Source organism: Agarivorans sp. Z349TD_8, assembly GCF_050870825.2.
Classification (GTDB): Bacteria; Pseudomonadota; Gammaproteobacteria; order Enterobacterales; family Celerinatantimonadaceae; genus Agarivorans.
This window is the reverse complement of record NZ_CP194037.2, coordinates 3,071,311-3,095,978: the sequence shown is the minus strand read 5'-3', so window position 1 is coordinate 3,095,978 and position 24,668 is coordinate 3,071,311. Positions and strand designations below refer to the sequence as shown.

Below are 24,668 nucleotides of genomic sequence, written 5' to 3'. Positions count from 1 at the left end.
ATTCCTTAGCTCCTCGTGGTTTTTTGATGCAGGTGTCGTTCTAATTTATGCAGTAAGGCGGCGGTGACGCTAGTCATGACGGCGTACAGCATGGTTGCCGCGAGGTAGAGCTCAAATGGCTTATAGGTGGTTCCAACTAATTGTTGCGTTTTCATGGTGAGTTCAACCAGCGTAATCGTGGAAACCAGAGAGGTATCTTTGATTAAGATAATAAAATTGTTTCCTAAAGGAGGAATAATATTGCGCAGCGCTTGCGGAAGAATAATGCGCCGCATGGTTTGCGCATGATTCATTCCGATTGATTTGGCTGCTTCTGTTTGGCCTTGTCCAATCGATTGAATGCCAGCTCTTATGGTTTCGGCATTGTAAGCGCCCACATTGAGCGCTAAACCAAGTACACCAGACAAGAAGGGGGATAAATCAAGTCCAAACTGGGGCAATCCATAGTAAATAAGAAACAGTTGTACTAATAATGGGGTCGAGCGAATTAACCAAATATAGAAGTTGGCGATTGCTCTAAATAGTAGATTATTAGAGACCTTTGCCAATGCCGCAATCAAACCAAACGCTAAGCCTAAAGCAAGCGCCACGATGGCGATATATAAGGTGAGAATTGCCGCCTCAGAAAGCACGGGCATATATTTTATGATGATAGCCCAGTCAAACATGAATTCACTCCTTATCGAATATCGGTACCGAAGTACTTCTGGCTGATCTGGGTATAAGTACCGTCAGATTGCATTTCGGTAATGGCGCTATTAATTGCCTTAAGCAACTCTGGGTTTCCTTTATTGAGGGCGATGCCAATCAATTCAGGGTAGAGCAGTTCTCCAGCCATCTGTAATTTGAAATCATGCTGTTTAATTGCCATTAAGCCCGTCATTCGGTCAGAGACAAATCCAGCAAGTCTGCCTGATTGAGTTTCCATAATCAGTTGCGGAACGCCTTTATAGGTACGAACTTCGACTTCCGGAGCATTTTTACGTAACCACGCCTCGAAGGTGGTGCCTAGGGTTACCCCTACTTTTTTGCCTTTGAGATCTTCTATGTTCATCGTTTTAGCGCCTTTTTTGACAAATAGTTGCGCGCCAGAGCGATAGTAGGGTTGCGAAAAGTCGATAGTTTTTAGGCGGTCTTCGGTAATGGCCATGGAGCCAATGATGGTGGTATAGCGCTTGGCCAACAGACCCGCAATAATCCCATCCCAGGCGGTGGCAACGGGTTTACCTTTAACACCAATCCGACGCGCTATTTCTTGACCAATTTCAACATCAAAACCAACCAATTTACCGTTGTCATCAACATAGTTGAACGGCGGGTAGGCCCCACTTAGGGCAAAACTGAGTTGTTTGTCTTGTTTTACCTTGGCGATCCCATCCTCGGCGTGAGCCGATAGTGTTAATCCCAAACTTAGACATGCACTTAGTAGTATTCTTAAAAACATATTAATTTCCTTTTAATGTCGAATGTAAATTAAGGCGTATACAGCTGCTATAAATAGGCCTGTTCGAGCTTGTGTAAAGCATCACTAAATAACGAAACGATTAAATCGATTTCTTCACTTGTGACGGTTAATGGAGGAGCAATCAGGATATGGTCACCTGCGACTCCGTTGAGACTGCGACGGGGATAGATTAATAAGCCCATTTGTTTCGCAATATTGGTAATCTGCGCAAAAATATTGAATTCGGCTGGCCATGCTTGTTTAGTTTGTCGGTTTTGAACAAATTCAACACCTTGTAGTAAACCAATCCCTCGAACATGACCAATCATCGGATGGTCATCTTGTAATTGATCGAGCTTCTCGCGCAAGTAAGCTCCTTGTTTGGCGGCATTGGCCACGATTTGCTCGTCATGCATTGCTTGAATAATGGCGCGACCTGTCGCGCAAGCTAATGGATTCCCTGCGTAAGTATGACCATGTTGAAACCCGCCGCTCTCAAGGACGGGGCTGACCAATTCTTGTCTCGCCAGCATTGCTGCGATAGGGTAGTAACCGGCACCTAAGCCTTTCGCCAAGGCGACAATATCGGGTTTTATATCCCAGTGTTGGTATGCTAACCATTGGCCGGTGCGCCCCATTCCTGAAAGCACTTCATCAAGAATAAGTAAGCAGCCGAAGCGCTGGCAAAGTTGTTGAATACCATCATAATATTGCTGAGTAAGCATTCTTGCACCGGTGCTGGCACCGCCAACGGGCTCGAGTACGATGGCTATAATATTTTCACCGCCTACCTCGTTGATCGCCGCTTCAGTTTCGCCCAATACCGCTTCAATATGGAGTTGCAGTGAGGCTTGTGAATAGCGGTAAAGATCGGGTGAGGGCACTTTAATTGCTGAATTAATAATGCTGCTAAAGGGCTGCTCTAACGGTTGGTAACTGGTTAAGCCTAAGGCTCCCAAGGTGCTGCCGTGATAGGACGGTCGCAGTGACACGAAATGCTGACGTTGGGTTTGTCCAAGTGCAAAAAAGTACTGGCGAGCGAGTTTAATCGCACTTTCTACGGCTTCTGAACCGCTGCCGACAAAGAACACTTTATCTAAGTCATGATTGGTTATTTCAACCAACTGATTGGCTAAATCAATCGCCGCCTGATTCTCAAACTGGGTGCGATAGCTGAAGGCTATCGTCTCTAGTTGTTGTTTCATCGCTGCTTTAATTGCCGGATGATTATGACCCATATTACAAGTAATCGCGCCGGAACAGCCATCAATGTAGCGTTTACCGTTATTGTCCCAAAGATAGATACCATCAGCACGATCAATCAATGGCGCATCATCACTAGTTTGATAAAACAAAGCATTATTTGTTGTCATTACACCCCTCACATCCGTGTTTGAAAAATATTGGTTTTCCTCAATACAAGATCGATTATAAGAAGGAATTTAATATTGTAAATTATAATGTTTTTTCATTAATTGATGACTTTTACTCATATGCTGAGTGATACTATTTAGTATTGAAATCCCGCATTGGCATCCAAAATAAGGGCAGGATATGTCGCAAATTAATTTAAATTCGTTGAAATCACTGATTATTTTTAAAGTGCTTTATGAAACAGGAACGGCGACTCGTACTGCAAAAGATTTAGGCATTACTCAATCTGGGGTGAGCCGTTCCTTGGCCTTACTCGAAGAAAACATAGGGATGCCTTTGTTTACTCGATATAAAAAGCGTCTCATCACCACTCCGGAAGCCGATGAATTATATGGCGAAATACTCGGCCTACTGGGTAACCTTGAAGAGATGAAGCATAGTATTGTGGCTTTGCGTGAGTTTGGCGCATCAAGGATCCGCTTAGCCGCGGTGCCCGGTTTGGGTTTTGCTTTTGTACCACAAGTGATTGCGGCGGTGTTAGGCATTAACTCTGGATATAATATCTCTTTCGACATCTTGACGAGTTCAGAGGTGGTGCGGGCTGTAGAGGCGGGGCAGTTTGATGCCGGTTTTGTTACCTTGCCTGTTAGTAGTCAAACGCTGATTGTTGATAAAATTTGTGAAGTGGAAGCGGTCTGTTTGGTCCCCATTGAACATCCGCTTGCCAATAAGGCGCAAATATCTACCGATGATTTTAAGGATCAACATTTGGTGATCCCCAATCAACCTAACTTAGCGGCGGACCAGCTGTTAATGCATATTGCCAAGAGTAATATTCGAATTTCTGGGAAAACCGAGGCAAATATTGCCGCGATTTGTTCTTTGGTTGCACACAATGTGGGAATGAGCCTGATTAACCCCATTACCGCTTATGACTTAGCTAATCTGGATAAAGTCGCAATTCGTCCTTTTAAACCCGCAGTGAACTACAGCTTTGGCTTAGTGTATAAGCGAAGTTGGTCAGGCAATCAGTTTATTAAGCTATTAAAGGAAAACCTACCCGCGGTCCCTAAACCTCTGTAATCCCCTGCTTGGGCCTGTTCGGATCTGCGAGACATAAATGTAACAACATAAAACTGCGGCCTAATGATTCAGTTCTGCAATAAATTTTGAGGTTTGTTTAGGGCAGCTTAAGCGAATAAATTTGATATGTTGGTAGGTGTTGGTATGCATCAGTTGTTGGTAATAGCGCTGATTGCTTCTATAGGTTCTTAGCGTCCAAAGTATTATCGAATCTCGGCTCATAAAGTTTTTTCGAAAACTTTCTCGATTGCCAGTTCCCTGCCATAGTTCTTGGCGATGTAAGCTGCGGCTCAACGCCCGTCTTACCGCCTGAAATAAGGTTCTGCGGAGTGAATAATCGAGCCAAATTACGGTATCAACATGGGCCCATTTCACTGGGATCGTTCGATTATAGTTGCCATCTAAAACCCAGTTTTCTTGCTCGGTAACGGCAGTAATCGCTGCGAATAGTTGTGGATCGGTGGATTCAGTCCAATTGGACTTCCAGAACATCGCATCCATCTCATAATGCGGGTAAGCTAAGGCTTTCGCTAATTGTTTGCTAAAGGCAGTTTTACCGCTGCCGCTGGTCCCAATAATATTGATACCTTGCATGGTGAACTCTTGAGCTGATCGATCTCTGGTAGAAGCAACACCGAGTCGCCAGCGTTGTTGCTTCTATACAGTCGTTTAGGGTGTCAAAGTCATTGAATCGGCGACTAATTGAATGGCATTTACTAGTTCTGTTATCTTCTGCGTGGCTCCTGTTGAGACGAGGCGCAGATAGCTTCCGTCTTCTTTCATTGCTAGATATTGAACAATTGTTTTATCGCCAGCAGTCGCTTGTATTTTGTATCCGTCTAAGTTCGCAAATTTAACGGGCTGAGCGTTGGTAATGCGGGCATCCTGAAAACCAGTTGTCGATTTCAAAAATTGTTCTGCAGCAGGCTTAATATCACCAATGTTGTGCTGAGCTTGTGAGCTTGCAAGGACCATGATCGGTAAATTGCCGCTTGGATCGCTACCGTCGAAAGTGGTGAGTATGGCGGAGCTACCAAGCAGTACATCCACGACTTTAAAGGGAGAGAATGCTGTAAATTTAAAAGGTAAGTTTTGCAACTTTGTTTCAAGCGGTTCAGCTGCAGAAAGTGAGATGGATTGTAGTGATTTTATGACGTCATTTTCGCTCAGCTGCTCCTGGTTTAAAAGATTGTAGTTAATCAGAACGCTTGAGTTCCCATCGAGTAGACTTATATATTTAACAACATTTATGCCATTAATATGCTGATTTCCCGATAGCAATGGAATGCTGTTGGCGCCAACTTTGATGTTTTGACGTTTGCTTATCTGGATCCCTTTTGTGGCGAAGCCCTTTTTTGCAATCGCGGCATCAGTGAAGAGTATTTGTAGTTGAGCGTAGGCGTCTCCGGGGAGCTCGGCAATCACAATGCTGGAATGTGTTGTCAAATTTTCAAAGCCTGAAAAACTGTTAGACAGCGTAAAACCTGCAGGAGGCGTCATGGATACAGTGGTGCCCGGAACATGCACTAAGGCCTGACCAGCCCAAGACATCATGGGAGTGAGCAAAATGATTGCGGTGATGAACCGAGCAATTTTGATTCGATGTGCTTTCAATATTCACCTCTTATAGTTATTCAAACACTCAGTTTTGAGTGTGCAGGAATTCGACATCTTTGTTATTTGGCTTGGCGGTAACCTTGATACTGCCAGAAATTCATTCGCAAACAGCATGACACAAGTCACAGCTATTTTATAAGTGTTTGATGTTTAAATGCGAATGATTTGCGAATGCTAAGAATAAATTAACCAAGGCTTATGGATTTTTGACAATAATTTTAATATTCAATTGCTTGACTCAAATGCAAGCTTGGCTAGCTCGTCACCGAGCCATTGCTGATTTCGTTTCAAGGATGAGGCAGAGTAAGCGCATTGCTTCGAATTATACGGTTGAATTTTTATGCAATAAAAATGTATACTCGCCGACTGGCATTTTCCAAGATGCCTCAAATTTATCTTTGTTAACCTAGTCTCTATCACTCTGAAATAATATTCGGGCAAGAAAAGCTTGAATAGAGACATCACTTTTATTTGCGTATTAGGCATATTTGGTTCCCTTACTATGTGCCACAAATGCGATCGGTATAGGCAAGGCGATTGCCGCATTTTTGGGTTACTTTCATTTTAGATAGGAGTTGTTATGGAAACATCCACCTTGCGCGCGCATATGGCATTGTTACTCGCGATGGTGTTGTGGGGCAGTTCTTTTATTGCCTTGAAAGTTGCTGTTAATGAAATGGCACCAATGATCGTGGTGTTTTTGCGAATGAGTATTGGAACGACTGCATTTTTGGTCGTTTGGCCTTGGTTAAGGCAAGACTTTAAGTATCAAGCGGGTGATTGGAAGTTTCTCATGGGGATGGCGTTTTTTGAACCATGTTTGTACTTTTTGTTTGAGTCTCAAGCGCTGATTTATACTAGCGCCGGGCAAGCGGGCATGATTACGGCCATGTTACCGTTAATGGTTGCGGTCACGGCGTTCTTTTTTTTAGGGGAAAGGAATACCCTTAAACAATGGACTGGTTTTATGATCGCCGTTGTTGGTGTGGTATGGATGTCGGTAACTGGCGAAAATAGCCTGCAAGCACCTAATGCGATATTGGGGAATTTCCTTGAATTTTTGGCAATGTGTACTGCCGTTGGTTACACGTTGTTGGTTAAACATCTCACCAAACGTTACTCGGCTTTTTTATTAACTGCACTACAAAGTTTTTGCGGCGCTATATTTTTCTTCCCCTTAGCATTTGTTTCTGAGTGGCCTGAGCAGGTGTCATTGGCATCGGTTGGCACCATTGTGTATTTAGGGCTGGTGGTCACATTAGGTGCGTATGGCTTATATAATTATTCTTTGACTCATGTAAAGGCTTCAACCGCTGCAGGCTACGCCAATCTATTGCCGGCTTTGTCATTGATTTTTTCGATGTTGCTGCTTGGCGAACGTTTGGAAACGACTCAGTGGGTTGCGGTAGGGGTTATTTTCTTTGGTGTTTATTTAAGCCAAGAGCGCAAGCCTAAAATACCTAAAGAAGTGCCGCCAGCAGTGACAGGATGATGACTTCACCCTTGTTATCGACAGTTATTGCGCTGCCGTATATGTGCAGTGATTTTTAATCCGAAGTTTGTTGAGGGGCAGTGGATATCAGTTGTGTCGCTCTTGTCCCGAAGTGGCTTAGGGCGTACTGACTCGTTGGTGTTCCAAAACGTGTTAGGTCTTCTTACGAACGACCCTCTCATGCATAAGCGCCTTGATGCTTTTTCATCGGTCATCTATTTTGCAACTTGAACCAAGCACTCTAAAGGGCTTTTGACGCCCGTGGTATAACGACTGATAACATGCGTGTAAATCTCAATCGTTGTTACATCTTGATGGTCAAGTAGTTCTTGTATAGTTCTTAAATCAGTCCCTTGTTCTAATAAGTGGGTGGCAAAACTGTGCCTAAAGGTATGGCAACTTGCAGGCTTATTTATTCCGGCATTATGCACGGCTTTGGTGACGGCTTTGGTGACGGCTTTGGTGACGGCTTTCTGGCGCACACTATGGTGAATATGATGGCGTTTGAGCTCACCCGTTCTAGCGTCGATATGAAGGCAACAAAAACGGCCAAGAAAACGAGCGTTGAGAATGTGGATACTTACGGGCTAACGCGTAAGGCATCGTCGTTCCAGCGTAATGTAGGCTCATATCGTGGGCAAAAACACTTTTGCTCAGGAGAATGTTATCGCGAAGCTTTGGGATCAAGTTAGGGGGTAACAAAGTCACGCGATCTTTATTTCCTTTGCCTTGCCGTACGGTAATTGTATGTTGATCAAAATCTAAGTCTTTAATCCGTAATCTCAAGCATTCACTGAGTCTTAGTCCCGAACCGTAAAGCAGTGAAGCCATGATCTGATAATCCGCGGGTAAATTCGCAATCACTTGGCTCACTTCAGCTCGAGTAAAAACTACGGGAATGTTGACTTGTTTTTTCGCGCGTTTCGCCTGAATTCCAATCATTTCGATACGTAGTACTTTGTTATAGAGAAACATTAAGGCATTAAATGCGATGTTTTGAGTCGCCGGAGCGACTTGCCTATCGACCGCTAGATGAGTTAGAAATCGTTCAATATCAGCAGCTCCGAGCTTTGCTGGGTGCTGCTTGTGATAAAAGTACAAAAAACGTTTTATCCAATGCCAGTAGGTTTGCTCGGTGCGAATACTGTAATGGTGCTGATAAATCGTATTTCTAAATCGCTGCTGGAGCCGCAATGGTGTGTTTGACATGTTGCGCACCTTTTATCTGTATATAAATGGCTCTTCACCGTTCTTGGTGGAAAGTCATATCAAGCCCTCCAAAGTGAAATAAAATAGCTCGCTTAAAGCGTTCTTTATTTCTAAAACCCATCGAACGTATTTTTAGGCGCTGAATGTTTCCATTTATCGCTTCCGCTAAGCCATTTGATACCTTATAACGCATCGCATTGATGATGCCCTTTAAGTGCGTTTTCACGGTTTCTGCTGCTGTCATCATCGGCCTGATTTGACTGACCTTTATGAGTGCTAACCAATCATTCCAAGCCGCTTTGGCGTTAGCTGCATCGCCATACCAAATGGCTCTTGCTTGCTCTTTAAATATCCAGCTCAAGCCTGTGTTTTGCATCATTTTGGCCAGCGCACTCACTCTTTCTCTCAATGTCCCATGTAGGTGGCTGTTTCGTTTTAACCATCCATACCGTGTTTGGTGGCACTCTCTTTTTAAATGCTGGGGCAACGCCATGAGTTCGCTTTTTCTCACTTCATTAACCGCTTTAGTGAGGACCTTTGCGATATGAAAATGGTCTATGGCTATCATTTGCTTAGCCCGCTCACCGAAGTAGTCATATGCTGCGTTTATATATGCTCTGCTCATGTCCATCGATATGGAACGTGTAACCATTGTTGACTCAGGGGGCAATGCCTTAAAGCAAGCAGATAAGCTCAGGCCTGTTCGACCGTCTTCAACCGATATCACCTGACCATCACGATTGGATAATACCGTGACATAGTCATGGCCTTTCTTAAATGCCGTTTCATCGACCAACAGGTCTTGGTAGTTGATGGTGGTTCTGGCTGTCAGACCACGTTGAACGGCCCGAGTCATCATCCGGTCAATGGCTCCCCAGCTAAGCCGATAGGTTTTACTCACCGCGTATAATGAACTGACTTTAAGCATCTCTATAACGCGAGCCTCAAACAGCTCTGTGTAGCGGCTCTTACTCGTGGCCCAAGGCACTTGAAGTGTTTGTACCCCATGCTCGGGGCAATCAGCCCTAGGTACTTCAGCCTCAATACGTGTTTCAAACTGACAGGTATCTAAATGTCGCCAAACCCGCCGCCGAGTATCGTGTCGACGAACAGCCTTACCGCAAGAGGGGCAAGCCGTTAATGAACCTCGGTCATAGTCAACGCGTACGGTGATGGTTTGGGTTGACTCATTGAGTTCAACAGATGAAACAGCCCAAGGATGAGTTAATCCAAGAATAGATTGATAAAGCGTCGTGTCTTGCATGGTCGCGAGGTATTCATGAACGTTTACTTATTATCTCGCTCATTAATGTTTGTTGAAAGTGTTTCCACTACATTCGGTGAAGAGCCATATAAATACAGTATTTTTAGTTTCGTTTGCGTCATTTGTCAAAGTAATCAATGATAGAAATGGATCGACGATTGATTGATTCCGAGTAAAAAACTAAGGTAGACAATGGGTTAATATCAAATCATAAATTGATGGGCGAACGTGATGAAGATCATGTTTTTTGTGATAGGACGCGCGCTCATTGAATGGGATAGACCGCACGTGCGGCCTACTTAGCGTTAAGTTTCTACTGGAGATTCATGAATACCTCAAATGAAAAAATGAAATGGATTATGTTTTGGACTTTTTTGGTCTTATTTGTCATGTCGGTTTTAGGTACCCTGGGAGTAGTTTTTTTTGGTTTTGGTACACCAAATGAAAGTGAACGAGAGCTTTTAGTAAAAGGGTTAATTGGTGAGATTGCCGCATGTGTTATTGCTCTTTTTTATTCAATATTTGGTTTAAAGAAAGACGATGGTGTCCCAAGTGAAAAGATCAGTTCTTTAGAAGCTAGAATTGTCGCACTGGAACAAAAGAATACCTTATCTACCGAGGAAATTGAGGTTCCAATGAATTCGGTGTCTCTTAATAGAAAACAAGAAAATGTCAAATCACACAATACCTTTTCAGTCGAAGCCTCAATTGAAGGTTTTACTAAACCGGCTCCTTTTGAAAAAAGTATTTATAATACAACTCCGAGTTTTACTGATATAAAAGCTGATATAAAAAATTCAAAACCATACGACAAAGAATACCGAGTCAAAAGTTATATTGGCTTAAAAGTTCAATGGAAGTGTGCTTTTTCTAGTATTACTGAATATGACGACCATTATCAAGTTAGTGCTGAGAGCGAAAAAATGCTTAATACTGTTGAGTTTAAAATTGAAAAAACTAAAGATATTTCTCAACTTAAAATTATGGACGAGCACACTCCTATTTGGGTTTGTGGCGAAATATCAAAAGTTTCAGGGACATACATAGATTTAATCGAAGCTGATTTTGCAATATAAAGAAACTTAACAAACGACTATGGTGTCAATAAGTTAGATTAAATTATTTTTGCATCCCATAAGGCGCCATCTCGTAGCATTGAGTTTAGGATGGTTACCATCTTTCTTACGCATGCAATGATGGCTACTTTTTTAGGTTTCCCTTCAGCTAAAAGCCTCTGATATGTGCTCTTAAAAATGGGGTTACATTGGATGGCTGACATCATGGCCATGTATAAAACGGTTCTTACTTGAGCTCGTCCCCCTTGAATTTTTCTGAGCCCTTTATAGCGGCCACTTTCTCGGTTCATTGGGGCCACTCCGACGAGAGATGAGGCTTGTTTATTGGTTATTAACCCTAACTCTGGAAGGTTACTAATGATAGACGCCGCTGCAATTTTCCCTATTCCTGGCATGCTTTGTAATATCTCATTCTTGGCTTGATACTCAGGGTTACTTTCAATTAGCTTGATAATCTTGCTTTCAATTTTCTCTATCTGATTTTTAAACGCAGTTAAAATAGGTTTAATCGTCAGAATGAGTTGCGAGGGCATAATTTTCATGCGATTTTTTTCCATTGTTTGCATCGAAAGAAGCTGGTTTCTTCGGATGACTAAATCTGCCATGAGTCGCATAGAATCTGGCTTTAGTGTAGTTAAATTGGGCTTTATAGCTTCGGCGTAGTGCGCGATAAGTTTTGCGTCAAGTTTGTCTGTTTTAGCCCTCTGCCCGATAGCGCCTGCAAAACGTCTTACATGAACAGGGTTGGCTATTACATAAGGTAGTTTGCCATTGTGACAAGCTATAATAAAAGGCATTTCTAATCGACCTGTAGCTTCAATCACGACTCGTAATGGCGTGTGTTTTTGAATGATTTTTATTGCTTGCTTGATACCTTTATCATCGTTGGAGACAGTGAAGAAAATGTCGAGGGGTCTAATATAAACATCAAGTTGTTCTTTACCTGTATCGACACCGACGTTAATACATTTATTTGTTACTGTATTCATAATAAGCTGACTCTATATTGCGTAATACGGGTTCTAGACCCTGTAGACTATTCGAGTGTGGTGCTTGGAGTTCCACTTAATGCTCACGTTTGTTATCGGCCTTTGAAAGGAGCCTTAAGAATATCGAGCTATTAAATAGAAGCTTAAGTTGCTGCTTAAGCCTGAGTCTCACTTTACTCATATTTCTTAATAATTATCCATACAAATAAGAATAGGTGTCGCGTAGCCGCCACCTTATTCGGGTGTTGAACAAGCCCGATGCTCCCTTCTATAGTAAATAACGGTATTGATGTTGGCGGGGCCAAGGCCTTGTTACTTTTTACAAGGCGAGTTTGGCTAAGACTGGGTGAATGGCGTTAAGCCTTTACCTGTCATACATGGTGCTAAGCTGTTATTTTTTTATGTATTCATCCTCATGTTAAGCCCTGCCATTCTCCTTATCCTGTTCGCCTTTCGGCTAGCTCGTTCGACTCACGCCTGTGCAGTGCATGGGGTGCTGGCAGCAAGGGCATGGCCGGGTCGCGCTGTGGTTGTCGGTTTGGAGCGCGGCGAGGTTCACGCGTTGCGGCACTCGCAGGAGTAACTGAATGCGCCGCAATATGTGTTTGGCGTTGCCTCGTAAAAAACCATAATCTCTCACCCGCTGTAATCCCTTGGGCAATACATGCGCCAAGATAAGCCTTAAGAACCTTAAGGTAGGCAAGGTGCGGATTTTGGTGGTGTGGCTTTGGCTATCTAGATACCTAAAACTCACTTGGTCATTATTGGTACTGATGATGTCGTTATCGGATAAGATCCCGCGATACAAGTAGCGAGATAAGTACTGTAGCGCGGGCAGCCCAAAACCTACGTTGCGACAATCGACCACCCATTTGGTGGGGATATGCGGGGGCAACTTGATGTTTGGGTGTTGACTGAGCGCATCTAGCATTCTCCCTCGCCATACCTTGGCCAGCGCAAAGGCGTTAAACAAGTACTTCTTGTTGCAGTGATGCCACTGCTGCTTCGCACTGTGATAGCGCCCACCGGCCACCAATACATGTAAGTGGGGATGCAGGTTACGCTGGCGGCTATGGGTATGCAGTACGGCGGTAAACCCTAATTCCCCCTGGTTCTGGCGTTTGGCAAAGTCCTTTAACAGGCTTGATACCACCTTGAACATGATTTGGTATAAGGCTTTAGGCTGCACGCGGGCTAAAGCCCTTAGCTCATGAGGCAGGGTGAAGGTCACCATAAAGTAAGTCGTGGGTAGCAGCTTGTGTTGTTGGCGAGTTAACCAGCCAGTGGTGCAATGGTGTTGGCACTGCGGGCAATGCCTATGGCCGCAAGACAGCGTCAATTGGTCTTGATGCGGGCAATGTTCACACTGCCAAAGGCTGTGACCTTGTTGCTCAGTTTTACAACGCAGCATGGCATACATTGCCCGTTTAGCATCCGCCCTTAAAAGCGGTGCAAGCTCGGCCTCATGTTGGTGAAGTAAATCAATAAAGGTGCTCATGGTTACGGCCACATGAGAGTGAGAGAGTCAGTGAGTTTATTCACTGCCTTTACGGCATCTAGTTGCTTCACTTGGGTCAACTGGGTATAATGTGCAGTGGTATTTAAACTGGCGTGTCCCAGCAAGTGTTGCAAGGAGCGTAAATCCAAGCCTTGTTCAAGCAGATGGGTGGCATAACAATGGCGCAGCGAATGCGGGCTAATGGTTTTATGAATACCGCAATCGCGCAATACCCGCTTCAAGGCTTTTTGTACGCCGCCTTTATCCATAGGCACATCCACCTGTTTACCTTGGCGTGGAAACAGCAGACGAGCATGGCGATGGCTTTGCCAATGGTGACGTAAAACCTGAAGGGTGCGATGTGGCATGGGCACGAAGCGGTCTTTACCGCCTTTAGCATCCCGCACATGGATTTGCATGGCCTGACTATCAATATCATGAATGCTTAAGTGTAAGCCCTCGCTCAAGCGCAGCCCCATGGAATACAACACCAAGAAGAAGACTTGATAGCGGGGTTGCGACGTCATGCTAATCACGAAGCCGACTTGCGCAGGGCTTAAGATATCGGGTAAGCGCTTCACTTGAGGAGGCTTCACAATGTTTAACCACTGCCATTGTTTCTCGAGGGTGTAGCGATAAAAAAATTGCAAGCCATTGCGGTCTAGCTTCACGGTGCTCCAAGAATGGCTGCGAATCAGTTGAGCAAAATAGGCCTTTAAATCAGCGGTGCTTAAGGTATCGGGGGAGCGGTCAAAGTGGGCAGAAATCCGACGTACCGCACGCGAATACGCATCAATGGTGGCTGGTCGTTTCCCTTGTAAGGTTAAATTGGTAAGGTGTTGTTTATATAAAACATGATAACGATGTTGTTGGGTAGGGTTCATGCTGCATACTCCGGTTCATCACGACCGATTGGCCGTGTCACATTGAGTATGAGATATCAGGTGCTATGCACTCTGCCGCAGAGCGGCTTCGTTCAACAATCGCATCAAGTCGCCCCCTGAAAAGCGGGGGCTGGGACATCAAAACTACGCGGCGGTTAGTTTGGTGCTCCGCCCAAGTTTAACAAACCGCCGCTAAATTTTGCTGCCTCTTACGCGGGCGTTAGATCTCACTCGGAGTTAGTGAAAAATGCAAAAAATGAACAAAGTTGAACTTAGCCCAAAAACGTTATTGAATGCAGAAGATTTTCAGATGTATAAAAGTAACAATAGAAAATGGTTTGTTATCCACACTATCATTCTAATTTCGATTATTGTGTTGGTTACAGTATCAATTATGAACAAAGAATTAGAGCTTGGTATTTATACGGGCTCTTTACTATTTGGGTATATTATTTCTTTGGGAATAATAGCATCAAAGAATAAGTTGAATTGGTTTTTATGGGTAGTACTTACATTTATTTCAATGTTTACACTGCCCTTAATAGGTATGATCATTTCACACGTATTGATTGCTAGAAAAGGTTTTAAGAATGAGTGGCTATCGAGATAGAATTTAAATATATCGATCTAACAAGTTCCGTTTAGCAAGGCGTTAGGTATTCTATTGAAAATCTGAATTACTAAAATATAGGAGCGTACAAATGGTGTTGAATAGTTATCAGGCTACTTCCGGGAGTTTCGTTCCCGTATGGACGTTAGAAATCCAAACTCCCATTGAGGATGTTGATAAAATTCTGGATGCAGTTATTGCAGTACACCCTCTTAAATATGGGCGTTATCGACGTAATGCTAGTATCTCCGGTCAAGGTATGGAAACCTCACAACCAGAAGAGGACTCAACGACCACAACACATGTAGAAACTTACGTCGCAGGACAGCCTGAAACTTACCCAATGGTTGAATTGAAGGTATCTATTGAGCGCGACGTTGCAGTTCTGGAAAAGGTCATGGACGCCATCCATTTCGTCCATCACTATGAAGAACCTGTTATTTTTCTACGAGAAGATTGGGCAAGCCGGGCCGCTTACAACCCGAATAGTGAAAATCCAAACCGTTGGTGGAACAATGGGCGGGGAATGCCGAACAAGATTGAAAGCATCGGTGGAAAGAATACCTAACAAATAAGGATAGGTGTCGCGCAGCCGCCACCTTATTCGGGTGTTGAACAAGCCCGATGCTCCTTTCTATAGTAAATAACGGTATTGATGTTGGCGGGGCCAAGGCCTTGTTACTTTTTACAAGGCGAGTTTGGCTAAGACTGGGTGAATGGCGTTAAGCCTTTACCTGTCATACATGGTGCTAAGCTGTTTTTTTTTTATGTATTCATCCTCATGTTAAGCCCTGCCATTCTCCTTATATTGTTCGCCTTTCGGCTAGCTCGTTCGACTCATGCCTGTGCAGTGCATGGGGTGCTGGCAGCAAGGGCATGGCCGGGTCGCGCTGTGGTTGTCGGTTTGGAGCGCGGCGAGGTTCACGCGTTGCGGCACTCGCAGGAGTAACTGAATGCGCCGCAATATGTGTTTGGCGTTGCCTCGTAAAAAACCATAATCTCTCACCCGCTGTAATCCCTTGGGCAATACATGCGCCAAGATAAGCCTTAAGAACCTTAAGGTAGGCAAGGTGCGGATTTTGGTGGTGTGGCTTTGGCTATCTAGATACCTAAAACTCACTTGGTCATTATTGGTACTGATGATGTCGTTATCGGATAAGATCCCGCGATACAAGTAGCGAGATAAGTACTGTAGCGCGGGCAGCCCAAAACCTACGTTGCGACAATCGACCACCCATTTGGTGGGGATATGCGGGGGCAACTTGATGTTTGGGTGTTGACTGAGCGCATCTAGCATTCTCCCTCGCCATACCTTGGCCAGCGCAAAGGCGTTAAACAAGTACTTCTTGTTGCAGTGATGCCACTGCTGCTTCGCACTGTGATAGCGCCCACCGGCCACCAATACATGTAAGTGGGGATGCAGGTTACGCTGGCGGCTATGGGTATGCAGTACGGCGGTAAACCCTAATTCCCCCTGGTTCTGGCGTTTGGAAGCAAATTATTGAGACACCCACTCTAACTCGTGGGACAAAATCACATAGACAGCCATGACCATCAGCTATTGAAATGTTCAAGTAGCTGTCTTGTTTTCAGTCGGTTAAGTGGATGTCTTGTTTTTAGTCCCTGCTTCATAAACTACACAAAGATGAGTAGCCAAGATTTTGTATTTTTGATAGATTTGTTGATAGAGCGAGTGTTGGTGGGGATGGTGGCATGGAATACAGGCTCATCTCTTGAATTATCAACACAATAAGCGACATCTGTGGTTTCTTTGTGAACGTCTAGTCCAATGACAAACGAGCTAGATTAGACATGTCGATCTCCTGTTCTGTTATGACTTGCATTTAACAGTGTGGCTCTAGTTTGACGACCCCACAATAAACGCAGGAAGTCGACACTTTCACCAGGGGATCATTATGTCTAGTTTTTGGTGCTAAAGGTGGCAATTTGGCGTGAAGTCTGTGCTATTTACCCTTTAAAGCAGGGTTAGTATTCGAAAAATATACGTCGTATATCGTAGGAGAGATATGCGACCTTAAGTTTTATATCAAAAAATATGCACGGAGGCATAAATGGCTAGTGTAATTTCAATCAGTAAACTGCCCTACAACTTACCATCGAGTGAGCGAGAGCAATTAAGAACCCTTGCAAAAATTATCGGTTTCCGACCGGAGTTACTTGTCGGAGGAGGAAAGAATGAAACCGATGCAATTTGCTCTATGATTTTGTATAGGCATCTAAGTCAAAAACAGCGAATCGATGCAATGAAAATTATTCGGAGTGTATCGAATCGAGCATTGATGGGGAAACTTATCACTGGGGCATTGGATGCGACATTTTTGAATTCACAGTATGGAGTGTGGTCCATGACGAATAAAGAGCTACAGAATGACAAGAGCTTTCATGAGTTTTTAGATACATTCGTTAGTTATGTTGGGATTGGTGCATCCAGTTTGGGTATTAAAGATCTATATGAGAAGTCCCTTGCAAAAGGAAAGTTTGGTCGTAGTGGCTATGCTAGTGATTTGGGGTGCTGTTGCTTTTAACAAGTCAGAACTTAAAAAAGTGAATAGAGAACTTGCGAATCGTAGTGTGCTATTAACTTCGGAGTTACACTAATGATTTATAATGTTCTTTCATATGTAGCTGTCACTGTTTTTGCGATTTGGCTTTGGAATGATTCTTCCGCTGAACACAAAGATAATCTATTCTATGTTGCAATAATATTCTCTCAAATTGGTTTTTTCCTTTACTCAAGAAGGTTAGACAAGCTAAAAGACAGGATATCTGAACTGGAAAATAACAAGTTGTAACTAACAGATAAGAATAGGTGTCACGCAGCCGACACCTTAATTCGCAGTCAGTCAAACAAGACACCCATCCCAACTAACGAAACGCCTTTATAGCCTAAACTGTCAATAGTGATTTATTTGGGGAGTTATACGTAGAGTTTGCCTTCTCTACGCTAGTTGCGTACACTTTCTGTATGAAAAGCGTATTTGTCGAATCAACCATCTTTGAAAAGTACCGAAATGAATACCTCCGTGATGAAGAGTTCAGACTCTTTCAAGCTGAGTTAATGTCCAACCCTAAGCAAGGGGATGTGATTCAAGGTACAGTTGGTTTGCGAAAGATTCGAGTTGCAAGTAAAGGCAAAGGTAAGCGTGGAGGCTCACGTGTGATCTATTACTTCCTCGATGATAAGCGGCGTTTCTACTTGCTAACTATCTATGGCAAAAATGAAATGTCAGACTTGACCGCAGAACAAAAGAAACAGTTAAAGTCTTTTATGGAGGCGTGGCGCAATGAGCAATCGTGACCTATTTGCAGAATTAAGTTCCGCTCTTGTTGAAGCGAAAGAGCACTCAGAGGGCAAGCTTACCCTTAAAACCCATCAAGTTAACGATATTAGCGATCTAAATATCTCACCTGATGAAATTGTGAGTATTCGTGAGCAGTTTAATATGTCACGTGGTGTTTTCGCTCGTTTGCTGCATACATCATCTCGAACATTGGAAAACTGGGAGCAAGGACGTAGTGCTCCAAACGGCCAAGCTGTTACCCTTCTAAAGCTGGTTCAGAGTCACCCAGAAACTTTGTCACATATCGCTGAGCTATAACAAACAGCAGCATTCGACCCAATTCCTTAGCAGTTTTGGTATCAATCGGCGGCGGTGTTTTCGGTGGTTAAATTGGCACCTGCGCAATTGGGCGCATGTGGTTTATTCGCTTTAAAGGCAACCAAAACCACTCTCAGTTTTTTGAGTTAGTAAAAAAGTAAAGTATAACTATTCCCCCCCTCTATTGGGACGTTTTACATTAAAATTAAGAATGGACATGATGAATAAAGTTATTGCAACTGAACTTCCATTGAGCAGTCTTCTGAGTAAACGAATTAGAGCTACGGATTTTATAGACTGTTTTTCCGTAAAGTCTGATTTGACGCCTCGTCATGCGGCGGAAATCATCACGGATTTTCCTGTTTGGGCTCGCTTTCTAGTTAGTATTAGAAATTTGGTAACTTCTCCCTTTGGTCTTTCAAGCGATGGTCCCGAAGCAAAAGATAAAATAGGGTTCTTTCCTGTTGAAGTTGAAAATAATCAAGAATTGATTGCTGGTTTTAACGATAAACATTTAAATTTTAGAGTGTCCGTAATATCTCAAAATGGAAGGGTGTTTTTATCTACATGGGTGCGTACAAATAATATAGGCGGTAAAATTTACCTTAAGACCATTCTTCCATTTCATGTTTTGATTGCTCGTAATGCTTTAGTTCGTGTTCGTTTGGCCAGTGGTTAAAGGTAAAATACAACAAATAAGAATAGGTATTGCGCAGCCGACACCTTATTCGGGTGTTGAACAAGCCCGATGCTCCTTTCTATAGTAAAACGGTGTTGGTGTCGGCGGGGCCGAGAGCGTCAAACAAGACACTCACCCCAACCAAATTATAAGCGTCAAACAAGACACCCATCCCAACCAAATTATTGAGACACCCACTCTAACTCGCTTTTAGTTGAGAATTTTCAAACGCCACTGGTGATAAATCACCATTGGCCGAATGAAACCGCTCTAAGTTGTAATACTTCATATAAGCAGCCACATCTTGCTTCATAAATTCTCGTGTTGGCTGATTAACTTTAAACAGCCCCGAATTCAACTCCGAACTGCGACATTCTTAATTCTCAAGCCGCCTCCATTATTTCTTTGAAAATGACGGCGGGTTGCTTGAATCCTAAACATTTTTTCGTGGCATTATTGAGACACCCACTCTAACTCGTGGGACAAAATCACATAAGCAGCCATGCCTATCAGCAATTGAAATGTTTAAATGGATGTCTTGTTTGCATTGTTGTGTGCGGGGAAGATCCTATATCAGGTGAAAGTTTTGAGCATCGCCGAGGTTGGGTTGAGAATAGACTGTTATTTCTAGCGAGTGTCTTCGCTATCGATATTTGTGCTTATGCGGTGATGGTAACCACCTTCATGTGGTGTTACATATTAACTCAGAGAAAATAGCAAAATGGTCTACGTTGGAGGTTATTCAAAGGTGGCATAAGATCCATAAAGGCACCTTGTTTACTCAGCAATATGTACGAGGTAAGTCCCTATCTGAATACGCTCTAATGTTAGTGGAATCGTCAGCCGAGACCTTTAGAAATCGTCTCATGGACATTAGCTGGTTCATGAAAGAGTTAAATGAGCCCATTGCCAGACAAGCTAACTTTGAAGATCAATGCACAGGACGATTCTGGGAAGGGCGTTTTAAGTCTCAAGCTTTACTAGATGAAGCCGCATTAGCGGCTTATATGGCGTATGTTGACCTCAACCCCTTAAGAGCAAAAATAAGCCGAACACTTGAAACCTCAGAGTTCACCAGTGTGAAAAAACGTGTGGTTGCTGCAAGACACCAAAAACAACCTAAACCGCTTTATCCTTTTGTCGGTAACCCAAGAGAAAACATGCCTGAGACCCTGTAAATAATTCTGTGTAACTGCTTTGGGTTACAAGTAATCAGTAAGTCGGTCTTCAAACATAATCATAAAGCGATTGAGAGCCTGTCGCCAGTTTCTTATTGGCATCGACCAGCGTTTCGATGCATCCATAATTGCAAGATAGACAACTTTCCTCGCTGATTCATCCGTGGGGAATAGCTTACGCTTCTTTGTCGCTTTGCGTATCACACTGTTCAAGGACTCTATCGCATTCGTCGTGTAAATGGCTTTACGAATGTCCTGAGGGTAGCTGAACAATGTATTTAAATTATCCCAATGCGCTGTCCAAGAGCGGCTTATCTGTGGGTATTTATCATCCCACTGGTCACCAAATTGTTCGAGGGCCAGAAGCGCTTCTTCCTCGGTATTCGACTGGTAAATACCTTTGAGATCTGCCGTTACAGCCTTGTAGTCTTTCCAAGGGACATACTTCATTGAATTGCGCACCATGTGGACGATACAGAGCTGTATTTGGGTTTTTGGGAATACGGCATTAATAGCATCTGGAAAGCCCTTCAAGCCATCAACACAAGCGATAAGAATGTCGTTGATACCTCGAGTCTGGAGTTCAGTGAGAACGCTGAGCCAGAACTTCGCACCTTCCGTTTCAGATATCCACATCCCTAAAAGTTCTTTCTGACCTTCGATATTTACGCCCAGAGCCAAGTAAATCGCCTTATTGACGAGCTGTTTGTTTTGGCGGATTTTCACCACGATGCAATCAAGGTAGACGATGGGATAGACTGCATCCAGTGGCCGTGATTGCCATTCAACAACCTGCTCTAGAACTGAGTCGGTAACTTTAGATATGAGGCTTGCAGAGACATCAGCATCGTACATTTCTTTGAACGTAGCGACGATTTCACGAGTTGTCATGCCTTTGGCGTAAAGGCTTAATATCTTGTCATCCATCGATTGAAATCGAGTTTGATGCTTACGAACAAGCTTCGGTTCAAACGAGGCATCTCGGTCTCGAGGTACATCCAGTTCAATCTCACCATCGTCGGTGATCAAGGTCTTGGATGAATAACCATTACGACTATTCTTATCGGGCTTTTCAGCGTGTTTCTGATAACCGAGGTGGTCATCAAGCTCAGCATTTAACGCTGTCTCAACAGTCACCTTGGTTAACATTTTACGAAAGTCATCTAGATCTGAAGGGGTCTTGATTGACTTAGCGGCTTCACGAGCAAATGCTTCGAGAGCTTTCTTATCCATGTTGCTTATCCTTAGCCTGTTCAGGCCTAATTATAAGCAATTACACAATTTAATTTACAGGCTCATGCCTGATGGTTTGCCTTTCCATTTATCAGATTACCTTGAGCTTGTTGACATGACAGGCAGAATCATCCGAGAAGACAAGCGAGGTGCAATAGACACTACATTGTTGCCAATTTTACAGCGCCTCAATATATCTTCAGAAAACTGGCCATGTATCGCTACAGAATTTGGAGAAAGAACGGGTGCCGTTGTTGGTGCAGAACATTCAATTGCCCATTATTGCAATTCAAATAAACTCAATAGAAAGCCAAGATTCAGCTACAACCAACGACTCGCTTAACCTCCTCAAATCATCCTAGTCCTTTCAATATTTCCTACTAAATCATTAGGAAGAAATAAACTCGCCTAAAAACCAATAAACCTACTTTTAGTTCATTACTTTAGCGTATTAAAAAGAGCGAAAGAGGGCATTTTAGACAAATGCGCTTTTTGTTCGGGGGCGGATTTTGTATGATGAGGTTAAGTTTTTAACGTGCGTGTCCAGTTTCTGTCACGTGTCCAGTTTCTGTCAGTGAATGATGCCAGCTGGATGTAAAGCATTTCATCTTTTCAAACACGGTATCTTCAATTTCGAGTGACGATGACAACACCTTTATATGATCACGTTTCATTTGAAAGTTCAGGCATTAGCCTGTGGTCTCATCTCGACTCGCCCTTGACAGAAGAGATGACTCAGAAACTTTTAAAACCCCATACCAGCACCAACTATTTTCTGATGTTCGTCAATCACAGCCTTGTTCATTATTGCGTGGATTTAAAAGATATCACGGTATCCGCTGGGCAAGTTCTATTCATCAAACCAAGGCAAATCCGCATTCCTCCAAGTAGTAAAAACAAAGCAGAATACTACAAAGTTATTTTCAATGAAGAAATCTATGGACTATTACCTAGTCCTTGCCGCTTTTGGTTGGATCCGCTGAATGAGCAAAAGGTTGCTATGTCAACACAGGCATGGCAGCGAATGAACGATGCATTAATGCTCTTGCGCACCGCTATCCTAACATCAGCTCCCTTAAATATCAGAATGGCGTATTTAAATTCGGTATTACAGGAATTAGAGCATGCTTATTTTTCTAACGTTGAAAATGAACCCAAGAAACGGCATGTTCAATCATTCCTTCATTTCCAAACCCTGATTGAAAACAAGTTCATAGAACAACTTACCATTTCTGAAATAGCAAAGACACTTGCTCTTAGTGATACCAGCCTATATCAGCTGGTAAAAGAATGGGCTGGAGTATCACCGAAAGAATACCTTAATCGCCGTATTGTTTTAGAAGCTCAACGTCTACTGATTTACTCCAATCTATCAGTAAAAGAGCTAGCTGTGCGGCTAGGGTTTGCCGATGAAAACTACCTTTCTCGTTTTTTTCGTAAGCAAACAGGGCAATCGATTACAGACTTTTTAGTGAAATTTAAAGATATGTCTAGCTAGTACAATGATCTGTCTCTGTGTCATGTCAGCCCGTTTTTCTACACTACCTCTATCACAAATGTATCAAGAGGTGTCGTAATGAAAAGTGTTTTAATCACTGGCGCAAATCAGGGAATAGGTTTGGCAACAGCTAAGAATTTAGCTCATCAAGGATATTATGTTTACTTGGCATGCCGTAACCCAGATGCTGGAACATTAGCCGTTGAAATACTAAAAGCAGAAGGGATTGAAAATGCCTCATGTGTACTGTTAGACGTTACTGATCAGGCATCAATTGATTTAGCCGTAAAAGAGGTGCTAAAACACTCGAATAGTCTAGATGCACTCATCAATAACGCAGGTATTCTTGGTAACTTTAACCCCGATGGAAGCGTCTCTATTGAAGAAATTAAACGCGTCTTTGAAACCAATGTTTATGGCGTGATAAGAGTCACACGCGCTTTCCTTCCCTTGTTACAACAGTCTAATGCGCCACGTATCGTCCATATTAGCAGTGGGCTTGGATCACTTACGAATCAAAGCGATCCAGACTGGTTGTTTTCTCATTACAAAAGTGAAGCTTACTTTCCATCTAAAACAGCACTTAATGCTTATTGTGTTGCACTAGCAGCAAAACTTAAATCAACGAGGTGTAAGGTTAACGTTGTTGATCCAGGCTTTGTCAAAACGGCCTTTAATGGTTTTCATGGTATACATGACCCAGCTGAGGCCGCGAAATTTATAACCTATGCCGCAACGCTTCCTGAAAACGGTCCAACGGGCTGCTTCCTCTCAGAGTCAGAAGGATCATCAAATGGCATAATGCCTTGGTAAACCCCACCCTATCAGACAGTAGTCGCGCGGCTTAAAAATAAAAAAACATACCATAAAAAAACACGGAGTCATTAACATGACACCGTGTTTTTTTATTGAATCTAATTACGCTGATTTCGCCTTGCCGTTCGCTAGTAGTTAGCGTTTAATAATCAGAATATTATTAAACGGTGACCTTCCTACAGAGGACTTTCACCTCATTAGTTCATGACCATGCTGGGCGTACATAAGCGCTTCAAATCGGAACAAAAACAGCTGGCTTTGTTTTCGTTCCTCAACAAGTTTAGCCAGCAGTTTTAGTCCGCTTAAGCGGGCGTTACGTGTCGTATGAGAATGGAGTAACTCTATGAAAGATGAAAAGTACAATAGAAGTATTGGATTGCAATGTCCTACCTGTGGATGCACATCATATGAGTATGAGCACGGCGTTGATGAAACCATCGAAGTTGCAAAGTGCGCATCTTGTGGCCGCGAAATAACCAAGGATGAGTTGCTTCAAGAGAACAGCGAGAATATTCAAGAGCATATTTCTGAAGTAGGTAAGCAAGTGACCGATGACTTAGCAAAAGAGTTGAAGGCATCTCTAAAGAAAGCATTCAAAGGCAGCAAAAGCATCAGGATTAAGTAATGCCCATAACAATTGATGCTGGTGATATTATCGCAGGTTTCGCCCTTGCGATGTCAGCTTATGCAACATGGCGAACTACAAGCTTTAATGAAAAGCAAAAGTCACTAATTGAGAGCCAAGAAAAGCTTAATAATCTATTGCTTGAAAAAGAGGAAGGCGAAGCTCTAAGTGACAAAAAAGCAGATTTAGGTGCTTCCTTTGTTAAGCTTGGAAGCAGTAAGTATAGGCTTAAAATATGGAACAAAGGAAGTGCAACTGCAAGAAATGTTCGACTCGAATTTCCAGAAGAAAATGACGTTCTCATAGGCTCAGATATCGAAGAAAAGTTCCCTCTTGAAAGCCTTGAGAAATTCCAGTCGGTAGAGCTAATTGCGGCTGTTCACATGGGAACTAAAAGCAAGCATGTTATCCGCTTGGTTTGGGAAGATGATGCTCATGATCATAATGAAAAACTTGCATATCCCACCCTGTAAACACGT

At 43.1% G+C, this 24,668-nt stretch carries 27 protein-coding genes and 2 pseudogenes; 15 read left to right on the top strand and 14 right to left on the bottom strand.

The genetic code is table 11. From position 1 onward, the window contains the following. Window positions 1-5 precede the first annotated feature (5 nt). From ACRRS1_RS13890 to ACRRS1_RS13880, 3 genes are read right to left on the bottom strand one after another with little or no spacing between them, the layout of a single operon-like run. Entirely contained in the window at window positions 6-668 is a 663-nt protein-coding gene (locus ACRRS1_RS13890) for an amino acid ABC transporter permease (protein WP_432452583.1), read from the bottom strand. 11 nt (window positions 669-679) lie between these two features. Continuing rightward, window positions 680-1,444 carry an ABC transporter substrate-binding protein gene (locus ACRRS1_RS13885; RefSeq protein ID WP_432459655.1) on the bottom strand — a complete coding sequence of 255 codons (765 nt, stop codon included), beginning with the start codon at window positions 1,442-1,444 and terminating at the stop codon, window positions 680-682. 47 nt (window positions 1,445-1,491) lie between these two features. Then, window positions 1,492-2,817: an aspartate aminotransferase family protein gene (locus ACRRS1_RS13880; protein WP_432459654.1), complete on the bottom strand. Its 1,326-nt coding sequence runs from the start codon at window positions 2,815-2,817 to the stop codon at window positions 1,492-1,494. 181 nt (window positions 2,818-2,998) lie between these two features. Between ACRRS1_RS13880 and ACRRS1_RS13875 the strand changes: the two genes are divergently transcribed. Then, window positions 2,999-3,901 carry a LysR family transcriptional regulator gene (locus ACRRS1_RS13875; RefSeq protein ID WP_432452586.1) on the top strand — a complete coding sequence of 301 codons (903 nt, stop codon included), beginning with the start codon at window positions 2,999-3,001 and terminating at the stop codon, window positions 3,899-3,901. 60 nt (window positions 3,902-3,961) lie between these two features. Here the strand turns inward: ACRRS1_RS13875 and ACRRS1_RS13870 are convergent, their stop codons facing one another. Together ACRRS1_RS13870 and ACRRS1_RS13865 are read right to left on the bottom strand one after the other, a co-directional pair. Then, window positions 3,962-4,495: an AAA family ATPase gene (locus ACRRS1_RS13870; protein ID WP_432467571.1), complete on the bottom strand. Its 534-nt coding sequence runs from the start codon at window positions 4,493-4,495 to the stop codon at window positions 3,962-3,964. A 75-nt stretch (window positions 4,496-4,570) separates the two neighbouring features. Next, the gene (locus tag ACRRS1_RS13865) at window positions 4,571-5,515 is read right to left on the bottom strand and encodes a hypothetical protein (RefSeq protein ID WP_432467572.1); all 945 of its coding nucleotides are present in this window, start codon (window positions 5,513-5,515) and stop codon (window positions 4,571-4,573) included. Window positions 5,516-6,098: 583 nt separating this feature from the next. On the opposite strand from ACRRS1_RS13865, the gene ACRRS1_RS13860 reads away from it, so the two are divergent. Next, window positions 6,099-7,010 carry a DMT family transporter gene (locus tag ACRRS1_RS13860; RefSeq protein WP_432467573.1) on the top strand — a complete coding sequence of 304 codons (912 nt, stop codon included), beginning with the start codon at window positions 6,099-6,101 and terminating at the stop codon, window positions 7,008-7,010. Between the two features lie 215 nt (window positions 7,011-7,225). On the opposite strand, the gene ACRRS1_RS13855 is transcribed toward ACRRS1_RS13860, so the two are convergent. The 3 genes from ACRRS1_RS13855 to ACRRS1_RS13845 are packed head-to-tail and all read right to left on the bottom strand — an operon-like array spanning window position 7,226 to window position 9,483. After that, the gene (locus ACRRS1_RS13855) at window positions 7,226-7,492 is read right to left on the bottom strand and encodes a tyrosine-type recombinase/integrase (protein ID WP_432467574.1); all 267 of its coding nucleotides are present in this window, start codon (window positions 7,490-7,492) and stop codon (window positions 7,226-7,228) included. A 37-nt stretch (window positions 7,493-7,529) separates the two neighbouring features. After that, a complete protein-coding gene (locus ACRRS1_RS13850; RefSeq protein WP_432467575.1) occupies window positions 7,530-8,219 on the bottom strand; it encodes an integron integrase in 690 nt (229 codons plus the stop codon). A 34-nt stretch (window positions 8,220-8,253) separates the two neighbouring features. After that, window positions 8,254-9,483: an ISL3 family transposase gene (locus ACRRS1_RS13845; protein ID WP_432467308.1), complete on the bottom strand. Its 1,230-nt coding sequence runs from the start codon at window positions 9,481-9,483 to the stop codon at window positions 8,254-8,256. Between the two features lie 326 nt (window positions 9,484-9,809). On the opposite strand from ACRRS1_RS13845, the gene ACRRS1_RS13840 reads away from it, so the two are divergent. Beyond that, window positions 9,810-10,559: a hypothetical protein gene (locus tag ACRRS1_RS13840; RefSeq protein ID WP_432467576.1), complete on the top strand. Its 750-nt coding sequence runs from the start codon at window positions 9,810-9,812 to the stop codon at window positions 10,557-10,559. Window positions 10,560-10,597: 38 nt separating this feature from the next. Here the strand turns inward: ACRRS1_RS13840 and ACRRS1_RS13835 are convergent, their stop codons facing one another. The 3 genes from ACRRS1_RS13835 to ACRRS1_RS13825 form a co-directional block, all read right to left on the bottom strand. Next, window positions 10,598-11,548, bottom strand: coding sequence for an IS110 family transposase (locus tag ACRRS1_RS13835; protein WP_432467577.1), 951 nt, complete (start codon window positions 11,546-11,548; stop codon window positions 10,598-10,600). Window positions 11,549-12,005: 457 nt separating this feature from the next. Continuing rightward, window positions 12,006-13,046 carry an IS91 family transposase gene (locus ACRRS1_RS13830; RefSeq protein WP_432467578.1) on the bottom strand — a complete coding sequence of 347 codons (1,041 nt, stop codon included), beginning with the start codon at window positions 13,044-13,046 and terminating at the stop codon, window positions 12,006-12,008. A gap of 2 nt (window positions 13,047-13,048) precedes the next feature. Next, a complete protein-coding gene (locus ACRRS1_RS13825) occupies window positions 13,049-13,930 on the bottom strand; it encodes a site-specific integrase (RefSeq protein ID WP_432467580.1) in 882 nt (293 codons plus the stop codon). 247 nt (window positions 13,931-14,177) lie between these two features. Between ACRRS1_RS13825 and ACRRS1_RS13820 the strand changes: the two genes are divergently transcribed. After that, window positions 14,178-14,540, top strand: a complete 363-nt coding sequence (locus tag ACRRS1_RS13820) for a hypothetical protein (RefSeq protein WP_432459648.1) — start codon at window positions 14,178-14,180, stop codon at window positions 14,538-14,540. Between the two features lie 91 nt (window positions 14,541-14,631). Beyond that, window positions 14,632-15,108 (top strand): hypothetical protein, encoded by a 477-nt coding sequence (locus ACRRS1_RS13815; protein WP_432459647.1) that lies wholly within the window; start codon window positions 14,632-14,634, stop codon window positions 15,106-15,108. 255 nt (window positions 15,109-15,363) lie between these two features. Here ACRRS1_RS13815 and ACRRS1_RS13810 read toward each other — a convergent pair. Further along, window positions 15,364-16,032: pseudogene (locus ACRRS1_RS13810) on the bottom strand (IS91 family transposase); the annotation flags it as partial. A 580-nt stretch (window positions 16,033-16,612) separates the two neighbouring features. Here ACRRS1_RS13810 and ACRRS1_RS13805 point away from each other — a divergent pair. The 4 genes from ACRRS1_RS13805 (at window position 16,613) to ACRRS1_RS13790 (ending at window position 18,839) form a co-directional block, all read left to right on the top strand. Further along, the gene (locus ACRRS1_RS13805) at window positions 16,613-17,086 is read left to right on the top strand and encodes a hypothetical protein (protein ID WP_432459645.1); all 474 of its coding nucleotides are present in this window, start codon (window positions 16,613-16,615) and stop codon (window positions 17,084-17,086) included. Window positions 17,087-17,526: 440 nt separating this feature from the next. Further along, on the top strand, window positions 17,527-17,859 hold the full coding sequence (locus ACRRS1_RS13800; RefSeq protein WP_432459644.1) for a type II toxin-antitoxin system RelE/ParE family toxin: 333 nt from the start codon (window positions 17,527-17,529) through the stop codon (window positions 17,857-17,859). Beyond that, window positions 17,846-18,160 (top strand): helix-turn-helix domain-containing protein, encoded by a 315-nt coding sequence (locus ACRRS1_RS13795; protein ID WP_432452593.1) that lies wholly within the window; start codon window positions 17,846-17,848, stop codon window positions 18,158-18,160. The genes ACRRS1_RS13800 and ACRRS1_RS13795 overlap by 14 nt, the downstream gene beginning before the upstream one ends. A gap of 217 nt (window positions 18,161-18,377) precedes the next feature. After that, window positions 18,378-18,839 (top strand): DUF2867 domain-containing protein, encoded by a 462-nt coding sequence (locus tag ACRRS1_RS13790; RefSeq protein WP_432459643.1) that lies wholly within the window; start codon window positions 18,378-18,380, stop codon window positions 18,837-18,839. A 199-nt stretch (window positions 18,840-19,038) separates the two neighbouring features. On the opposite strand, the pseudogene ACRRS1_RS13785 reads toward ACRRS1_RS13790, so the two are convergent. Further along, window positions 19,039-19,185 (bottom strand): annotated as a pseudogene (locus tag ACRRS1_RS13785) (IS3 family transposase); the annotation flags it as partial. A gap of 538 nt (window positions 19,186-19,723) precedes the next feature. Here ACRRS1_RS13785 and ACRRS1_RS13780 point away from each other — a divergent pair. Then, window positions 19,724-20,017 (top strand): hypothetical protein, encoded by a 294-nt coding sequence (locus ACRRS1_RS13780; protein ID WP_432467581.1) that lies wholly within the window; start codon window positions 19,724-19,726, stop codon window positions 20,015-20,017. 24 nt (window positions 20,018-20,041) lie between these two features. Here the strand turns inward: ACRRS1_RS13780 and ACRRS1_RS13775 are convergent, their stop codons facing one another. Beyond that, window positions 20,042-21,250, bottom strand: coding sequence for an IS256 family transposase (locus ACRRS1_RS13775; protein WP_432454380.1), 1,209 nt, complete (start codon window positions 21,248-21,250; stop codon window positions 20,042-20,044). On the opposite strand from ACRRS1_RS13775, the gene ACRRS1_RS13770 reads away from it, so the two are divergent. The 5 genes from ACRRS1_RS13770 (at window position 21,249) to ACRRS1_RS13750 (ending at window position 24,662) form a co-directional block, all read left to right on the top strand. Further along, the gene (locus ACRRS1_RS13770; protein ID WP_432467582.1) at window positions 21,249-21,593 is read left to right on the top strand and encodes a hypothetical protein; all 345 of its coding nucleotides are present in this window, start codon (window positions 21,249-21,251) and stop codon (window positions 21,591-21,593) included. The genes ACRRS1_RS13775 and ACRRS1_RS13770 overlap by 2 nt on opposite strands. A gap of 300 nt (window positions 21,594-21,893) precedes the next feature. Continuing rightward, window positions 21,894-22,748: a helix-turn-helix domain-containing protein gene (locus tag ACRRS1_RS13765; RefSeq protein WP_432452598.1), complete on the top strand. Its 855-nt coding sequence runs from the start codon at window positions 21,894-21,896 to the stop codon at window positions 22,746-22,748. Window positions 22,749-22,826: 78 nt separating this feature from the next. Next, the gene (locus tag ACRRS1_RS13760) at window positions 22,827-23,561 is read left to right on the top strand and encodes an SDR family oxidoreductase (protein ID WP_432452599.1); all 735 of its coding nucleotides are present in this window, start codon (window positions 22,827-22,829) and stop codon (window positions 23,559-23,561) included. Between the two features lie 346 nt (window positions 23,562-23,907). Continuing rightward, entirely contained in the window at window positions 23,908-24,189 is a 282-nt protein-coding gene (locus ACRRS1_RS13755; protein WP_432467583.1) for an ECs_2282 family putative zinc-binding protein, read from the top strand. Further along, window positions 24,189-24,662, top strand: a complete 474-nt coding sequence (locus tag ACRRS1_RS13750; RefSeq protein WP_432452601.1) for a hypothetical protein — start codon at window positions 24,189-24,191, stop codon at window positions 24,660-24,662. The genes ACRRS1_RS13755 and ACRRS1_RS13750 overlap by 1 nt, the downstream gene beginning before the upstream one ends. The last annotated feature ends 6 nt before the right edge of the window (window positions 24,663-24,668 follow it).

Coding starts and splice junctions, on each gene's coding strand:
- ACRRS1_RS13890 (WP_432452583.1), bottom strand. CDS start 668: ATGTTTGACTGGGCTATCATCATAAAATATATGCCCGTGCTTTCTGAG.
- ACRRS1_RS13885 (WP_432459655.1), bottom strand. CDS start 1,444: ATGTTTTTAAGAATACTACTAAGTGCATGTCTAAGTTTGGGATTAACA.
- ACRRS1_RS13880 (WP_432459654.1), bottom strand. CDS start 2,817: ATGACAACAAATAATGCTTTGTTTTATCAAACTAGTGATGATGCGCCA.
- ACRRS1_RS13875 (WP_432452586.1), top strand. CDS start 2,999: ATGTCGCAAATTAATTTAAATTCGTTGAAATCACTGATTATTTTTAAA.
- ACRRS1_RS13870 (WP_432467571.1), bottom strand. CDS start 4,495: ATGCAAGGTATCAATATTATTGGGACCAGCGGCAGCGGTAAAACTGCC.
- ACRRS1_RS13860 (WP_432467573.1), top strand. CDS start 6,099: ATGGAAACATCCACCTTGCGCGCGCATATGGCATTGTTACTCGCGATG.
- ACRRS1_RS13850 (WP_432467575.1), bottom strand. CDS start 8,219: ATGTCAAACACACCATTGCGGCTCCAGCAGCGATTTAGAAATACGATT.
- ACRRS1_RS13845 (WP_432467308.1), bottom strand. CDS start 9,483: ATGCAAGACACGACGCTTTATCAATCTATTCTTGGATTAACTCATCCT.
- ACRRS1_RS13840 (WP_432467576.1), top strand. CDS start 9,810: ATGAATACCTCAAATGAAAAAATGAAATGGATTATGTTTTGGACTTTT.
- ACRRS1_RS13835 (WP_432467577.1), bottom strand. CDS start 11,548: ATGAATACAGTAACAAATAAATGTATTAACGTCGGTGTCGATACAGGT.
- ACRRS1_RS13830 (WP_432467578.1), bottom strand. CDS start 13,046: ATGAGCACCTTTATTGATTTACTTCACCAACATGAGGCCGAGCTTGCA.
- ACRRS1_RS13825 (WP_432467580.1), bottom strand. CDS start 13,930: ATGAACCCTACCCAACAACATCGTTATCATGTTTTATATAAACAACAC.
- ACRRS1_RS13820 (WP_432459648.1), top strand. CDS start 14,178: ATGCAAAAAATGAACAAAGTTGAACTTAGCCCAAAAACGTTATTGAAT.
- ACRRS1_RS13815 (WP_432459647.1), top strand. CDS start 14,632: ATGGTGTTGAATAGTTATCAGGCTACTTCCGGGAGTTTCGTTCCCGTA.
- ACRRS1_RS13805 (WP_432459645.1), top strand. CDS start 16,613: ATGGCTAGTGTAATTTCAATCAGTAAACTGCCCTACAACTTACCATCG.
- ACRRS1_RS13800 (WP_432459644.1), top strand. CDS start 17,527: ATGAAAAGCGTATTTGTCGAATCAACCATCTTTGAAAAGTACCGAAAT.
- ACRRS1_RS13795 (WP_432452593.1), top strand. CDS start 17,846: ATGAGCAATCGTGACCTATTTGCAGAATTAAGTTCCGCTCTTGTTGAA.
- ACRRS1_RS13790 (WP_432459643.1), top strand. CDS start 18,378: ATGATGAATAAAGTTATTGCAACTGAACTTCCATTGAGCAGTCTTCTG.
- ACRRS1_RS13780 (WP_432467581.1), top strand. CDS start 19,724: ATGAAAGAGTTAAATGAGCCCATTGCCAGACAAGCTAACTTTGAAGAT.
- ACRRS1_RS13770 (WP_432467582.1), top strand. CDS start 21,249: ATGTTGCTTATCCTTAGCCTGTTCAGGCCTAATTATAAGCAATTACAC.
- ACRRS1_RS13775 (WP_432454380.1), bottom strand. CDS start 21,250: ATGGATAAGAAAGCTCTCGAAGCATTTGCTCGTGAAGCCGCTAAGTCA.
- ACRRS1_RS13765 (WP_432452598.1), top strand. CDS start 21,894: ATGACAACACCTTTATATGATCACGTTTCATTTGAAAGTTCAGGCATT.
- ACRRS1_RS13760 (WP_432452599.1), top strand. CDS start 22,827: ATGAAAAGTGTTTTAATCACTGGCGCAAATCAGGGAATAGGTTTGGCA.
- ACRRS1_RS13755 (WP_432467583.1), top strand. CDS start 23,908: ATGAAAGATGAAAAGTACAATAGAAGTATTGGATTGCAATGTCCTACC.
- ACRRS1_RS13750 (WP_432452601.1), top strand. CDS start 24,189: ATGCCCATAACAATTGATGCTGGTGATATTATCGCAGGTTTCGCCCTT.